Consider the following 13951-nt stretch of genomic DNA (forward strand, 5'->3'; position numbering starts at 1 on the left):
GGCGGCCGGCCCGGCGGGTTTCTCGACGGCGGGACCCCGGCCGTCCCCCGGCCGGACCCCGGCCGTCCCCCCGCCGGATGCCGACCGTCCCCCGACCGGATGCCGACCGTCCCGCCGACCGGATGCCGACCGTCCTCCGGGGGTGCGCCGGCGGTCCCGGGGGCGCACCCGGGGGGCGAAGAGAGGTTTCCCCGGCGCACGCGGTGAGCGACGATACAGAGCAGAGGGGGCGACGAAGGGGCGGCGAGGGGCACCACCACCGCTCCGGCCGCCGGACGCCCCCGCCGTCCCAGCCGCAGGCCGAACGGAGACCCCGTGTCGAGTACGCAGCAGCAGCCGAGCACCCGGCGGACCGCCCAGGCGCCGGGAGCGCCCAGAACACCGGGCACACCGGGCACGCCGGAAACGGCGGGCACACCGGATTCCTCGGTGACCCGGCAGGCGATCGCCTCCGCCGAGGCGCACAGCGCGCACAATTACCACCCGCTGCCCGTGGTCGTCGCCACGGCGGAGGGCGCCTGGATGACCGATGTGGAGGGGCGCCGCTATCTCGACCTGCTCGCCGGCTACTCGGCGCTCAACTTCGGGCACGGCAACCGCCGGCTGATCGAGGCGGCCAGGGCGCAGCTGGAGCGGGTGACGCTCACCTCGCGGGCCTTCCACCACGACCGGTTCGCGGAGTTCTGCGAGCGGCTGGCGGAGTTCTGCGGCATGGAGATGGTGCTGCCGATGAACACCGGGGCGGAGGCGGTGGAGACCGCCGTCAAGACCGCCCGCAAGTGGGGCTACCGGGTCAAGGGCGTGCCGGACGGCATGGCGAAGATCGTGGTCGCGGCCAACAACTTCCACGGCCGGACCACCACGATCGTCAGCTTCTCGACCGACCCGGAGGCCCGCGACGACCACGGGCCCTACACCCCGGGCTTCGAGATCGTTCCGTACGGTGATCTGACCGCGCTCTCCGAGGCGGTCACCGAGAACACGGTGGCGGTGCTGCTGGAGCCGATCCAGGGCGAGGCGGGCGTACTGGTGCCGCCGGCCGGCTATCTGGCCGGGGTGCGGGAGCTGACCCGCGAGCGGAACGTGCTGTTCATCGCGGACGAGATCCAGTCCGGGCTCGGCCGCACCGGCCGCTCCTTCGCCTGTGAGCACGAGGGCGTGGTGCCGGACATGTATCTGCTCGGCAAGGCGCTGGGCGGCGGCATCGTGCCGGTGTCGGCGGTGGTGTCCAGCGCGGCGGTGCTGGGCGTGCACAGGCCGGGCGAGCACGGCTCGACCTTCGGCGGCAACCCGCTGGCCTGCGCGGTGGCGCTGGAGGTGCTGGCGATGCTGCGCACCGGCGAGTACCAGGAGCGGGCCGCCGAGCTGGGCGACCACCTCCACCACGAGCTGGGGCTGCTGGTCGGCGGCGGCACCGTGGAGGCGGTGCGCGGGCGCGGACTCTGGGCGGGCGTGGACATCGTGCCGGCGCTCGGGACGGGGCGGGAGTTCTCGGAGCGGCTGATGAAGCGGGGGGTGCTGGTCAAGGACACCCATGGCTCCACCATCCGGATCGCCCCGCCGCTGATGATCTCCAAGGAGGACCTGGACTGGGGCCTGGAGCAGCTCCGGGCGGTCCTGGGCGCGGCGGCGACGGCCTGACCTCCGGGCCTGCCCGTGCGGGACGGCCTGAGAGCCGGGCTTCCGTGCGGGACCGCCTGAGTCGCGGGGCGGCGGCCGGATCCGATGCCGGGGCCCGGCCGGTACGGCTCCGGGTCCGGCCCCGGGCCGGGTTGCTCGTGCGGCGCGGGCCCCGGGAAGCATGGCCCCCGGGTCCGGTACGCGCGCGGCGCGGACCCGGGTCCGGTGCGCGGCGGTCTCCGGCCCGGGCACTCCCGGGTCCGGCAGACGGTGGGCTCAGCGGATGACGTGCGGCAGGAAGCGCGCGTACTCGTCCGTCACCGGGCCCGCCGACTCCCGGATGCCGAGCCCCGCCGCCTCGTCCTCGACCACCCAGGCGCCGAGCACCACCCGGTTGCCGTCGAAGTCGGGGAGCGGGGCCAACTCCTGGTAGCAGCAGGACTCCTCGCGTACGAGCGGGGCGGCGCCGGGTTCGTGCAGCAGCACCCCGGCGCCCTCCCGGCCGAGCAGTGGCTTGGAGACGTACCCCGGGCCGTCCGCCAGTTCGCGGGGTCCGTCGAGATAGGCGGGCAGCAGATTGGGGTGGCCGGGGTACAGCTCCCAGAGGACGGCGAGCAGCGCCTTGTTGGAGAGCAGCATCTTCCAGGCGGGCTCGATCCAGCAGGTGGAGCCGGAGGAACCGCCGTTGTCCAGGGTGGCCAGCACCTGGGGGCCGAACCGGTCGGTGGTCAGCCACTCCCAGGGGTAGAGCTTGAAGCAGCTGCGGATGAAGCGCAGCCGCTCGTCCACGAACCGGCCGGAGAGCCGGTCCCAGCCGATCCGCTCGACCGACAGCGCCTCGGTGCGGATGCCGGCCTGCTCGGCGGTCTCCCGGAGGTACGCCACGGTCATCAGGTCCTCGCCCAGCTCGTCGCCGTCGCTGTGGGCGAAGTGCAGCGGTCCCGGCGGCAGCAGCGGGGCCTGGCGCCGCCAGGCGGCGACCAGCCGTTCGTGCAGGGAGTTCCACTGGTCGGCCCCGGGGAAACGTTCCTCCATCCAGAACCACTGCGGGCTGGCCGCCTCCACCAGCGAGGTGGGCGTGTCGGCGTTGTACTCCAGCATCCTGGCCGGGCCCGTACCGTCGTACCGGAGGTCGAACCTTCCGTATACCGAAGGCAGTTCGGCACGTCGCCGCCAGGACTCGCCGACCAGCCGGGCGAGCACCGGGTCGGTGATGCCCAGCTCGGCGAAGCGGTCCCGCTCCACGATGTGCGCGGCGGCGGCGAGGCACATGGCGTGCAGTTCCTCGACCACCTCCTCCAGCGCCTCGATCTCGGACAGCGAGAAGGAGTAGTAGGCGCTCTCGTCCCAGTACGGGCGCAGCACGCCGTCCGGGTGGCGGGTCAGCGGGTAGATCAGGCCCTGTTCCTCGACCGTCGCCTGCCAGCCGGGGCGCGGCTCGATGGTGTGACGCTGCATGGTCGTCCGCTCCGTCGGGTTCCGCGCTCAGCCGCCGCCCGAGCCCGAGCAGCCGAAGCCGCCCCGGTCGACCGCCGCCTTGTCGAAACTGCCGCCGGAGAAGCGGCCCTTGTCGTCCGCCTTGCCGCCGTAGTAGTAGCCGCCGCCGGTGGTGCCGCCCCGGTTGTCGTCGCACTTGTAGCTGGGCAGCTTCTCGCGGGTGACCCGGTCGACGCAGCGCTTGTCCGGTTCGGAGCCGCAGGAGGTGAGCGTCATCGCGAGCACCCCCATGCCGCCGAGCACCACCGTGCTCGACCTGAGCCTGCGCATCCTTCCGTCCCCTCCCCGTTGCCCGCGTTCTGTTGTTCACGTCTGTTCGTCCGCCCGGCACGTCTCCCGGCCGGCCCGGTCTGTTCGTCCTCCGTGCCGTGCGGGTGCGTGCCGCCCGGATGCCGGGTGCGGGCGCCCGGTGCGGCAGTCAGCCTAGAGGGCCGCCCGGGATACTCGTAACCCCGGTCGCCCCGGCCACACCCACCCCACCGGGACCGCGCTCACCGCGGCATCGCCCGGCAGAGGGCGTCCAGGGCACCGGACCAGGCGCTGTCCGTCGGGGTGGCGTACCCGACCACCAGCGCGTCCCGGCCCGGCGCGGTGTCCGGGTGGCGGAACCGGTCCAGCCCCTGGAGCGCGAGCCCCTGCCAGGCGGCGGCCCGGACCACCTCCCGCTCGGTGCCGGGCGGCAGCTCCAGCACCGCGTGCAGCCCGGCCGCGATCCCGCTGACCCGCACCCCGGGCGCCCGCTCGGCCAGCGCGGCCACCAGCTGGTCACGGCGCCGGCGGTAGCGGAGCCGCATGTTCCGTACATGCCGGTCGTACGCGCCCGAGGCGATGAACTCCGCCAGCGTCAACTGGTCCAGGGCGCTGGAGACCCAGTCGGTCCAGCCCTTGGCCGCCAGCACCTCCGTCACCAGGTCGCGCGGCAGCACCATCCAGGCCAGCCGCAGCCCGGGCGTCAGCGACTTGCTGGCCGTGCCGAGGTAGACCACCCGCTCGGGGTCGAGCCCTTGAACAGCACCGACGGGCTGCCTGTCGAATCTGAACTCCCCGTCGTAGTCGTCTTCCAGGATCAGCCCGCCGGTGCGCCGCGCCCAGTCCACGGCGGCGGCCCGCCGCTGCGGGGACAGCGCACCGCCCAGCGGGAACTGGTGGGCCGGGGTGAGCAGCACCGCGCCCTGGCGGTCCAGTGCCCCGGTGTCGGTGCCGTGCTCGTCCAGCGGCAGCGCGGGCGTGCGCAGCCCGGTGGCCGCCAGCAGATTCCAGTGCACGTCCAGTCCGTACGCCTCCACGGCGACCGCCCCGGCCCGGCGGTCCCGCAGCACCTGGGCGAGGAGCCGCAGGCCGTGGACGAAGCCGGAGCAGACGACGATCCGGTCCGGGTCGGCGTACACACCCCGGGCCCGGGCCAGGTACTCCGTGAGCGCGGTGCGCAGCTCGATCCGGCCGTGCGGCTCGCCGTAGCCGAACGCCTGGTGCGGGGCGGTGGTGAGGGCGCGGCGGGCCGCCTTCAGCCACTCGGCGCGCGGGAAGGACGAGAGGTCGGGCATGCCGGGGTGGAGGGTGGTGTGCGTCCCGGGCGGATGGAACGGCGAGCGCCACCGCTCCGGGGCCGGCGGGACCGGTGCGCTGCCGGAACGGCGCTGGTCGGCCCGGCGCGGATCGGCCCGCTCGGCCACCCGGGTGCCCGAGCCCTGCCGGGCGGTGAGCCAGCCCTCCGCGACCAGCTCGGCATAGGCGTCGGCCACCGTGTTGCGGGCGATGCCCAGGTCGGCGGCGAGCGACCGGGAGGACGGCAGCCGGGTGCCGGGCGCCAGCCGGCCGTTCCGTACGGCGTCCCGCAGCGCGTCCATCAGCCCGGCGCGCAGCCCGGTGCCGCGCAGTTCGAGGTGCAGATCACCGAACCCGCCGCCACCGCCCGGCCCCGAATTGGCCCACGTTTTCCCCATGAAAGTGGACCATACAACTGCGCCAGCGCTCTCCTACGCTCATCACCATGACGACCCACACCAACACCAACACCAACGCAGGCACCCACACCGACACTGACACCGACACTGACACCGACACCAATATGGGCACCGGCACCGCCCCGGCCGCTTCTTCCCGCGCCCCGGAGCACACCCCCCGCCTCACCTGGGCCAAGCACGCCCCCGAGGTCTACAAGGCGATGCTCCAGTTCTCGAAGGCCGCCGAACGCGGCCTGGAGTCCTCGCTGCTGGAGCTGGTCAAGATCCGCGCCTCCCAGCTCAACCACTGCGCCTTCTGTCTCGACATGCACTCCAAGGACGCCCTGGCGGCGGGCGAATCGGTCGAGCGCATCGTCCAGTTGAGCGCCTGGGAGGAGTCGCGCCACTTCTACACCGAGCGCGAGCTGGCCGCGATCGAGCTGACCGAGGCGATCACCGTGCTCACCGACGGCTTTGTGCCGGACGAGGTGTACGCGCGGGCCGCCGGGCAGTTCGACGACACCGAGCTGGCCCATCTCATCTCCGCGATCGCCGTGATCAACGCCTGGAACCGGTTCGCCGTCACCACCCGCGCGGTGCCCGGCCACTACACCCCCGGCCAGTTCACGTGACCGACCTCGTGCATGATTTCCGCGCCCTCCACCACAACCGGGCACCCGGCGACCCGCTGGTGCTGCCCGGCCCCTGGGACGCGGCGAGCGCCCGCGCCTTCGAGGAGGCCGGCTTCCCGGCCCTGGCCACGCCCAGCGCGGGTGTGGCCGCCTCGCTCGGGTACGCCGACGGGGCCGTGCCGGCCGCCGAGATGTTCGCCGCGGTGGCCCGGATCGCCCGCGCCGTCTCCGTACCGGTCTCGGCCGACCTGGAGGGCGGCTACGGGCTCCCGCCCGCCGAACTGGTCGCCCGCGCCCTGGAGTCCGGCGTCGTCGGCATGAACCTCGAAGACACGGCGCACGGTTCGGCCCCCGGCACCCTCAAGGACCCGGAGGCCCATGCCGACTGGCTGGCCGAGGTACGCGCCGAGGCGGGCGACCGGCTGTTCCTGAACGCCCGGGTGGACAGCCTGCTGCCGTCCCTGCGGGGCACCGCCGACCGCTCGGCACCCGAACTGGTGGCCGACGCGCTGGACCGGGCGCGGCGGTACGCGGCGGCGGGCGCGGACTGCGTGTACCCGATCGGCGCCCGACCGGCCGACCTCCCCCCACTGCGCGCCGGCCTCCCGCCGACCCTCCCCCTCAACGCCCTGGCCCGCCCGGACGGCACCTCCGTGACCACCCTGGCCCAGGCCGGCGCCACCCGCCTCACCTTCGGCCCCGCCCTCCTCCACACCACCCTCACCACCCTCCGCAACCTGGCCCCGCACCTGCGTGGGTGACGGCGCCCCAATCCACTCAGGAACGACGCACCGACAGCCCGTCGATCCCAACCACCCACTCCCCCAGAGACTTTGTACGCTGTACCCGCAGCCCAGCAACGGCCACCAACAGGAGGGCAAGGCGATCGAAACCGCCCCCTCCCGGCCCTCCCCGCCCGAGGCCCGTCTCCTCCGACCCAACCGAATGAAAACACCCCTCCCCCCGGATAAAATCCCAGCTCAAGAAGTGTCGTCCCCGCGCAGGCGGGGGTGTTCCCTGCTGCTCGGGCATCCGGCGGGCCAGCGCAGCGTCGGCCCCGCGCCAGCGGGGGTGTTCCCCGGGCCATGAGCGCGGCGGCCACCACGGCGGTGTCGGCCCCGCGCCAGCGGGGGTGTTCCGCAGGGAGGCCAGCGTCACTACTCCCTGGAGGAGTCGGCCCCGCGCCAGCGGGGGTGTTCCGAGTCGGGCGAGATCTGGGTCCCCGACCCCACGGTCGGCCCCGCGCCAGCGGGGGTGTTCCGAACTCGCCCGGCTGGGCGGGGACGGCCGACTCGTCGGCCCCGCGCCAGCGGGGGTGTTCCCCAGAACAGAGCCTCCCCCAGGCGCTTTACCCGGTCGGCCCCGCGCCAGCGGGGGTGTTCCACCTGTACGACTGAGGAGTTGAGGGCCCGTGACGGTCGGCCCCGCGCCAGCGGGGGTGTTCCGCGCCTTGTGGCCGTGGGGTGTTCGGCCTACAAGTCGGCCCCGCGCCAGCGGGGGTGTTCCGGAGTGAGCCTGTTCTCCCGGGCCCGGCGCGCCGTCGGCCCCGCGCCAGCGGGGGTGTTCCCTGATCGGCACCTACGCCAAGCTGCCAGTGAGCGTCGGCCCCGCGCCAGCGGGGGTGTTCCGACGCCGGTGCCCCCGCGCCGTCCTCGCGCGAGGTCGGCCCCGCGCCAGCGGGGGTGTTCCCCCGGCGGTCACCATCTGCCGCGCCTCGTCCTCGTCGGCCCCGCGCCAGCGGGGGTGTTCCGCGGGCCGGGCAGGACCCCCGCAATCAGGAACTGTCGGCCCTGCGCCGGCGGGGGTTTTCCTCTGGTGATCCGGTGATCTGGGCCGCTGCCCGGCGACTTGGGTGACGCGGTGTGTTCCTGGCAATCCTTGGCGTCGACAAGGCCTGTTGGGGTTCTCGTTCCTGGTAGCGAGAGCTCAGAACATGCGCAGGTGTCTCCAAGCGAGTCGATGACGGGACCGGGCCGAAGGCTCATCAGGACAAGTGAGCGAGCCGGTGGAATTCCCGGAGGTCAGTTGCCGAGGTGATCCATCAGGTGGTCGTCCAGTTCCGCCGCCCACGCCTCGTGCCGCCACGGCCGCAGGTCCCGTCGGGCACGCCGGAGCCGTATCACCGCCACCCGGCCCCCGGTCCCCGTCGCCGCAGCGACGCACTCGTGCAGCAGATCGGCAGCTGCCTCTGGCTCGCCCATGCGCACCCGGGCCAGAGCCTGATCCGTCATCACGATGGCACGCTGGACTTGCTCTCGGGGGCGGCTCAGGGCGCCCGCCGCCCTGGCGAACCGGTCGTGCGCCACACTCGGGCTGCCGACGTACAGCTCGCAGACGCCTTCGAAGCCGCGTAGATGCGCTGCCGAGAAGCTCGTCGGTGCCGGGTCTCCGTCCACCACGCGGTCCAGGTCGTACCAGGCCAGCCTGAGGGCATCCTGTGACTGCCGCTCCTGCCCGGCGCGGGCCGCGATCTCCGCTGCAAGAGCGTGGGCCCGGGCGCGGATCGCAGTGCTGCCTCCGTGCTGGGCATCGCGGACAGCGGCGTCGACCAACCGCTGAGCGCTCCCAGTGCCCGCGGTCGAGTACAGGGTGACGAGCGCGTGGGACATGCGCACCGTGGCCCGCCTCCACAGCGCCAGGTGTTCCGCCTCCCGGGTCGCCTCCTCGTACAGCGCGCGGGAAGCCGCGTCGTCCCGGGTCTCGAAGGCGAGCCGGCCCGCGAGAGTGGCTGCGGCGACGGCGGTCTGCCGGAGCGCGGGCAGTTGCTCAACCGGCACAGGGCCGGTGAGCAGCTGACGGCAGGCGTCGACAGCCCGGGGCCAAGAGGAGCTGGAGCCGGACGAACGGGACGGATCCGATGGCCGCGTTGACGTCCGCGACAAGGGTCTCCAGGGCGCGGAGCGCGTCCGCGTCGAGGCGGCGCGGATCAGCCAGGGCCGCGGCGATACCGACCTGCGCGGCCGGAGAGAGCAGCATCAGCAGCCCGCCTCCCCGTTCCGTGGCCGAGCGCAGCACGAGCGTGCGCAGCCGGGCCAGCTGGTCCTCGCTCTCGCCCAGATTGGCCAGGGCGTCGAGGAGCTCGGCGAAGTCGGACCCGGCGCCGAGGCTCAGCGCTCCCGTAGGGGTACGGGCGTAAAGATGGGCGAGGAGCAGTTGGTGCCGCTCATCCGGACGGACCGGTGAGGGCGCCTCCCATCGGGCGACGGACCGCTGCAGCCCGGCCACGGACGGCAGAAGGGTGCGCCCGGAGCGTTCCGCGACAGCGAGAAGCGCACGGGCCGTCTCAGCGAGGGAGAGTCCCCTGCTCTTGCGCAGAGCCTTCAGCCGGGCGGCACCGGTCGTTCTGTCGGTCACCACTCCATGCTGCCCCGGGCGGGTGCTCAGATGGGGACGATGAGCCGAGGTTGCCCCTTCTGAGCGGCGTAGCCGAGGGTCTGCCAGGTGCCGGACCCGGACTCGGGGTCGGTGTCCATGGCGGGAAACCCGATGGTGAACTGCGACCGGTCGACCATGTACCGGTTGCGCGCGTGGTAGGCGGGTGCCCGTAGCTCGCCGGCGCCGAGCTCGATGAGGTCGGCACGGGTTCCGACACTGTGGACGGCAGCGCGTGCGGCGTCCGGCTGCTGAGCGAGGGTGCCCGGGGTGACCACGGTGAGAGCGGCTGCTGTGTGGTCAGCGAGCCAGAGCAGGGCCAGGGTGTCGATGCCGAGGGCCCCACCGATGAAGAAGTGACTGGTGCTGGTGGCGAAGGGGCCGAGGTAGGTGGCGAACGTCGGTCCGCAGTCCGTGAGGTTGTCGACGGTCCTGGTGCCGGTGATCGCCACAGCGTGCATGATCATCTCCGTGTCATAGGACGTCATATTCCCGGCGCCCACCGCGCCGGGACACAGTCGGGCCATGGACGATACCCCCCGCCCTTCGGTACTCCAGCACGACCTGGACGCCAGTCCGTACGGATGGTGTCACTGGCACCAGGACTCCTCGGACACGGCACTGGCCGTCCGCAGCATCGACCAGGGCACCGGCCCCGGGAAGAGTCTCTACGCCTGCGCCCGCTGCCGCCGGCAGTACGGCCTCGCACCGCTGGCGGAGACGGACGCGGCAATGACGCTCAGGGTCTACCGGTTCGACGCCGACGGCAACCAGCAGGAGGTGGTGCCCCGCTTCGGTTACGAGCCGGACCGCGGTCGGCCGCCGAGGGGCGGATTTCCTCCGTGCGCCTGCCCCCGGTGCCGCACCCCGTAACCGCGTCCGCGAGGCGGTCGGCACTCTCGGCCGAGTGCGGTCGGAGAGGGCGGCCTCTGCCGAGGCCCGCAGGAGATACGACGCCGAGGTGCGCCCGGTTGGGATCCCCCAGCGGTGGTGCTCGGCTACCGCTGAGTCGACCCCACGCCGGCGGGAGTGATCCGTCGCTCCGGCCCGGCGGCTTCTGGGTCGTGGTCCGGCCCCGGCTTCAGCGGGAGCTCCGCCCCGGAGCCAGCTCTGCGGCAGCTGGAGTTCCTGGGCTGGTCCCGACTCGTCAAAGGCTTGAGGGGACCTAGACGTTCTGCGGCACGACTCGGGGTGCGGTTCAGCGGCAATGCGCTCTTGGCCGCTGAGTGAGTACCGGTTGCGGCGTTCGGGGATGCGGGCACGGTAGAAGGATGTGACACGGACCCCAGTGGCCCGGGCAGGGTCCGGGCGGAGAGAGAAGGGTGCGGGATGTTGCGTACGGTCATTGACGGTGAGTGGGTGACGCTCCCGGCGACGCTGGGGGAACTCCAGGCAGCCTTGACGGACGAAGAGCGGCCGGTGTTCGAGGCGGAGATGAATGCGACCGCTTTGGAGGATCTGACACGGGTCGCGGTCCGCTGGGCGCTGCCTGCTGAGGCGCGGCAGGCGGACGAGGAGTTGTTCGTGCGTCTGGCCGCAGGTGATTACAGCGGTCTCGTGGACAGCGACGGACGACCGGTGGAATCGTGAGCCGGCGGTTCGCCATGGCCTATGTCTCCGCTGCAAGCGCCGGCTTCAGCGCGGCCCGAGGGTTCGTCCCGGACGCCGTAACTCGATTGATCAGTAAGGCGCCTGGCGCCAGGTTGGCCTGGGTGAAGTCGTCGTACTCCGGCGCCCAAGGCAACTGCGTCGAGGTGGCCGTTCTGCCCGGCGGCGGGTACGCGCTGCGCGACAGCAAGGCACCTCAGGGGCCGGCTCTCGCGTTCGGGCCGGAGACATTCGCCGCGTTCCTCAGTGGCGGCATGGTGCAGGCGGTGGTGGTGCGTCCGGCACGCTGAAAGCACCGGACGCCTCGTCCTCCTGGCCGCGCACCGCGAGACGCGTGCCCGGGAGGACGGCGGAGGGGCACGGCGGGATGCCGTGCCCCTCGGGGGTGCCGTATCACTCGGGCGGGCTACGGGAGCCAGGACTGCCAGGTGGGCTTGTTGGCCTTGACCCACTTCTCGGCGGCCTCGTCCGGGGAGAGTTTCTGGTCGGCGATCATCAGGGCGACCTCGTTCTGCTGCTCGGTGGTCCAGCGGAACTTCTTGAGGAAGGCCGCCGCGTCGCCGCCCTTGCGGGCGAAGCCGGCGTTGAGGAACTTCTCCAGCGGGGTGTGCGGGTAGGCGCAGGCGACCTTGTCGGGGTCGGCGTCGCAACCCTCCTTGTGGGGCGGCAGTTTCACCTCGGTCATGGGGACCTTGGTGAAGAGCCACTGGGGTGAGTACCAGTAGGTGAGAAAGGGCTTCTTCTCCTTGGCGAACTGCTTGATCTGGGTGATCTGCGCCGCCTCGGAGCCCGCGAAGACGACCTTGTAGTCCAGCTTGAGGTTCTTCACCAGCGCCGTGTCGTTGGTGACGTAGGACGGGGAGCCGTCCAGGAGCTGGCCCTTGCCGCCGGACTCGCCGCTGCGCAGCTGGGCGGCGTACTTGTCGAGGTTCTTCCAGTCGGTGACGTCCGGGTGCTGCTTGGCGAAGTAGGTGGGGACGAACCAGCCGATGTGGCCGGTCACCCCGAGTCCGCCGCCGGAGACGATGGTCTTCTTGTCCTCGACGTACCGCTGTTGCTGCTCCGGGTGGCCCCAGTCCTCCAGGAGGGCGTCCACCCGGCCCTGGGAGAGGGCGTCCCAGGCGGGCACCTCGTCCACCTGGACGGTGTCGACGCGATAGCCCAGCTCGTGTTCGAGCAGGTACTTGGCGACGGCCACATTGGCCTGGGCGCCGACCCAGGACTGGGTGGAGAGGGTGACCGACCGGGTGCCCTGGGCGGCGGCGTACGGGGACGCCTGCTTGGTCATGTCGGCGGCGCCGCAGCCGGTGAGGGCCAGCAGGCCGAGGGCGGCGGGGACGGCGACGGCCGCCTTGCGGACTCGACGGGCCGGGAGGGTCGTACGCATGTCAGGCCTCCTTCCGGGCGGGCTGGGTGACCCGGTCGAGCATCAGGCCCAGGCAGACGATCGCGGCACCCGCGACGAGGCCGGTGGCCAGGTCGCCCTGGGCCAGGCCGAAGACCACCTGGTAGCCGAGGGCACCGCCGCCGACCAGGCCGCCGATGATGACGACGGCGAGGACCAGGACCACGCCCTGGTTGACGGCGAGCAGCAACGCGGGCCGAGCGAGAGGCAATTGGACCTGGCGGAGCTGCTGCCAGCCGGTGGCGCCGAGCGACCGGGCGGACTCCATGGCGACCGGGTCGACACCGCGCAGGCCCTGGGTGGTGATACGGACGACGGCGGGCAGCGCGTACACCACGGCGGCGGCCACCGCCGGGGCGCGGCCCACACCGAAGAGCGCGACCACCGGGATCAGGTAGACGAACTGCGGCATGGTCTGGAAGACGTCGAGTACGGGCCGGAGCACGCGTTCCACGCGGGCGCTGCGGGCGGCGGCGACGGCCACCGCGAAGCCGAGCACCAGGGTGACGGCGACGGCGGCCAGCACCTGGGCGAGGGTGTCGAGCGAGTCGTTCCAGACGCCCAGCACACCGATCGCGGCCATGGCGAGCACGGCGGTGAGCGCGGTGCGCCAGGTGCCGATCAGCAGGGCGAGCGCGCCGACCAGCAGCAGCATCGCCCACCAGGGCAGTGCCTGGAGCCCGTCGCGCAGCGGGTCGAGCACCCAGGCGGTGAAGCCGGCCGCCCAGTCGGCGGTGCCGCCGATCACCGGGACGCCCGAGTAGAGGTGGGCGGTCATCCAGTCGACGGCCCGGTTGACCGGCTCCGCGATGGCGACGTACCAGGACTGCGGCCACTCCTGCCGCCCGGCCAGCCGGCCGGCCACGGCGACCAGCAGGGTGCCGGCGAGGGCGAGGGCCCAGCCGAGCCGGGACGGGAGCGCGACGGGCCCGGTGTCGTCGTCGCCGGCCGCGGCGGCGGTGCGGTCGAAGACGACGGCCAGCAGCACGATCGGGATGCCGGCGGCGAGCGCGGCGCCCACGTCGACCGAGGCCAGCGCCTGGTAGACCCGGTCACCGAGGCCGCCCGCGCCGATCACCGAGGCGATCACGGCCATGGAGAGCGCCATCATGATCGACTGGTTGACGCCGAGCAGCAGTTCCTTGCGGGCCAGCGGCACCCGGGCGGACAGCAGGCGCTGGCGACGGGTCGCGCCGAGCGAGGCGGACGCCTCCAGGACGCCGGGGTCGGCGTCGCGCAGCCCGAGCGCGGTGAGCCGGGCCATCGGGGGCGCGGCGTAGACGACGGTGGCCAGCACGGCGGCGGGCACCCCGATGCCGAAGACCAGCACCACCGGGAGGAGGTAGGCGAAGGCGGGCAGCACCTGCATGGTGTCGAGCACCGGGCGCAGCGCGCGGAAGGTGCGGTCGGAGAGGCCGGCGGCCAGCCCGAGCAGGGCGCCGAGCAGCACGGAGGCGGCGACCGCGACGATCATCAGGGCGAGCGTCTGCATGGTCGGCACCCACATGCCGAGCAGCCCGCAGACGGCGAACGCGGCGGCGGCGGTGACGGCGAGGCGCACTCCCGCGACGCGCCAGGCGATCAGCCCGGCGGCGGCGGTGACCCCGGCCCAGCCGGCGGCGAGCAGCAGCAGATAGACACCGCGCACGGAGAGGGTGACGGCGTTGCTGATGTGGCCGAAGAAGTAGAGGAACAGCGGGTGGCTGTCGCGGTTGTCGATGATCCAGTCGCTCACCGAGGAGAGCGGCTCGGAGAGGTCGACGGAGAGCGCGGCGGGCCAGCTGCCGCCGCCGATGAGGAGCGCGCCGAGGACGGCGAGGAGGGCGAGGGCGCCGAGGGTGAGCGGCACGGTTCTGCGGAACACCCGGGCGCCG

Annotated in this window: 14 protein-coding genes and 1 CRISPR repeat array; of the genes, 6 read left to right on the top strand and 8 right to left on the bottom strand. The window is 73.0% G+C overall.

Translation table 11 applies throughout. The features are described from left to right. The first annotated feature begins 429 nt into the window (after positions 1-429). Positions 430-1641, top strand: a complete 1212-nt coding sequence (gene rocD, locus NX801_RS15605) for an ornithine--oxo-acid transaminase (protein WP_258788461.1) — start codon at positions 430-432, stop codon at positions 1639-1641. A gap of 255 nt (positions 1642-1896) precedes the next feature. On the opposite strand, the gene NX801_RS15610 is transcribed toward rocD, so the two are convergent. The 3 genes from NX801_RS15610 to pdxR all read right to left on the bottom strand — a co-directional run bounded on the left by NX801_RS15610 (position 1897) and on the right by pdxR (position 5060). Then, positions 1897-3078, bottom strand: a complete 1182-nt coding sequence (locus NX801_RS15610) for a glutathionylspermidine synthase family protein (RefSeq protein WP_258788328.1) — start codon at positions 3076-3078, stop codon at positions 1897-1899. Positions 3079-3105: 27 nt separating this feature from the next. Continuing rightward, positions 3106-3387, bottom strand: coding sequence for a hypothetical protein (locus NX801_RS15615; protein WP_258788329.1), 282 nt, complete (start codon positions 3385-3387; stop codon positions 3106-3108). Between the two features lie 221 nt (positions 3388-3608). Beyond that, positions 3609-5060 (bottom strand): MocR-like pyridoxine biosynthesis transcription factor PdxR, encoded by a 1452-nt coding sequence (gene pdxR, locus NX801_RS15620; RefSeq protein ID WP_258788330.1) that lies wholly within the window; start codon positions 5058-5060, stop codon positions 3609-3611. 125 nt (positions 5061-5185) lie between these two features. Here pdxR and NX801_RS15625 point away from each other — a divergent pair, with 125 nt between their 5' ends. Beyond that, on the top strand, positions 5186-5692 hold the full coding sequence (locus tag NX801_RS15625; protein ID WP_258788462.1) for a carboxymuconolactone decarboxylase family protein: 507 nt from the start codon (positions 5186-5188) through the stop codon (positions 5690-5692). Continuing rightward, positions 5689-6453, top strand: a complete 765-nt coding sequence (locus tag NX801_RS15630) for an isocitrate lyase/PEP mutase family protein (protein WP_258788331.1) — start codon at positions 5689-5691, stop codon at positions 6451-6453. The genes NX801_RS15625 and NX801_RS15630 overlap by 4 nt, the downstream gene beginning before the upstream one ends. Before the next feature lie 228 nt (positions 6454-6681). Continuing rightward, positions 6682-7503: a CRISPR direct-repeat array (repeat unit 28 nt; unit sequence GTCGGCCCCGCGCCAGCGGGGGTGTTCC). A 210-nt stretch (positions 7504-7713) separates the two neighbouring features. Here NX801_RS15630 and NX801_RS30765 read toward each other — a convergent pair. From NX801_RS30765 to NX801_RS15640, 3 genes are read right to left on the bottom strand one after another with little or no spacing between them, the layout of a single operon-like run. Beyond that, positions 7714-8469: a hypothetical protein gene (locus NX801_RS30765; RefSeq protein WP_309505844.1), complete on the bottom strand. Its 756-nt coding sequence runs from the start codon at positions 8467-8469 to the stop codon at positions 7714-7716. Next, positions 8459-9046 (bottom strand): hypothetical protein, encoded by a 588-nt coding sequence (locus tag NX801_RS30770; protein ID WP_309505845.1) that lies wholly within the window; start codon positions 9044-9046, stop codon positions 8459-8461. Before NX801_RS30770 ends, NX801_RS30765 begins: the two co-directional genes overlap by 11 nt. Before the next feature lie 26 nt (positions 9047-9072). Next, positions 9073-9531, bottom strand: coding sequence for a hypothetical protein (locus NX801_RS15640; RefSeq protein WP_258788332.1), 459 nt, complete (start codon positions 9529-9531; stop codon positions 9073-9075). Positions 9532-9589: 58 nt separating this feature from the next. Here NX801_RS15640 and NX801_RS15645 point away from each other — a divergent pair, with 58 nt between their 5' ends. The 3 genes from NX801_RS15645 (at position 9590) to NX801_RS15655 (ending at position 10962) form a co-directional block, all read left to right on the top strand. After that, on the top strand, positions 9590-9937 hold the full coding sequence (locus NX801_RS15645; protein ID WP_258788333.1) for a hypothetical protein: 348 nt from the start codon (positions 9590-9592) through the stop codon (positions 9935-9937). Positions 9938-10393: 456 nt separating this feature from the next. Next, complete coding sequence (locus NX801_RS15650) at positions 10394-10654, top strand: hypothetical protein (RefSeq protein ID WP_258788335.1); 261 nt, start codon at positions 10394-10396, stop codon at positions 10652-10654. Between the two features lie 14 nt (positions 10655-10668). After that, on the top strand, positions 10669-10962 hold the full coding sequence (locus tag NX801_RS15655) for a DUF397 domain-containing protein (RefSeq protein WP_309505846.1): 294 nt from the start codon (positions 10669-10671) through the stop codon (positions 10960-10962). Between the two features lie 116 nt (positions 10963-11078). Here NX801_RS15655 and NX801_RS15660 read toward each other — a convergent pair whose 3' ends face one another. Continuing rightward, a complete protein-coding gene (locus tag NX801_RS15660; RefSeq protein WP_428986153.1) occupies positions 11079-12059 on the bottom strand; it encodes an ABC transporter substrate-binding protein in 981 nt (326 codons plus the stop codon). A gap of 1 nt (position 12060) precedes the next feature. Then, positions 12061-13941, bottom strand: a complete 1881-nt coding sequence (locus NX801_RS15665) for an ABC transporter permease subunit (protein ID WP_428986160.1) — start codon at positions 13939-13941, stop codon at positions 12061-12063. Positions 13942-13951 lie beyond the last annotated feature (10 nt).

The organism is Streptomyces pyxinae (assembly GCF_024756275.1).
Classification (GTDB): Bacteria; Actinomycetota; Actinomycetes; order Streptomycetales; family Streptomycetaceae; genus Streptomyces; species Streptomyces pyxinae.

Coding starts and splice junctions, on each gene's coding strand:
- NX801_RS15610 (WP_258788328.1), bottom strand. CDS start 3,078: ATGCAGCGTCACACCATCGAGCCGCGCCCCGGCTGGCAGGCGACGGTC.
- NX801_RS15615 (WP_258788329.1), bottom strand. CDS start 3,387: ATGCGCAGGCTCAGGTCGAGCACGGTGGTGCTCGGCGGCATGGGGGTG.
- pdxR (WP_258788330.1), bottom strand. CDS start 5,060: ATGGGGAAAACGTGGGCCAATTCGGGGCCGGGCGGTGGCGGCGGGTTC.
- NX801_RS15625 (WP_258788462.1), top strand. CDS start 5,186: ATGGGCACCGGCACCGCCCCGGCCGCTTCTTCCCGCGCCCCGGAGCAC.
- NX801_RS15640 (WP_258788332.1), bottom strand. CDS start 9,531: ATGATCATGCACGCTGTGGCGATCACCGGCACCAGGACCGTCGACAAC.
- NX801_RS15645 (WP_258788333.1), top strand. CDS start 9,590: ATGGACGATACCCCCCGCCCTTCGGTACTCCAGCACGACCTGGACGCC.
- NX801_RS15650 (WP_258788335.1), top strand. CDS start 10,394: ATGTTGCGTACGGTCATTGACGGTGAGTGGGTGACGCTCCCGGCGACG.
- NX801_RS15655 (WP_309505846.1), top strand. CDS start 10,669: ATGGCCTATGTCTCCGCTGCAAGCGCCGGCTTCAGCGCGGCCCGAGGG.
- NX801_RS15660 (WP_428986153.1), bottom strand. CDS start 12,059: ATGCGTACGACCCTCCCGGCCCGTCGAGTCCGCAAGGCGGCCGTCGCC.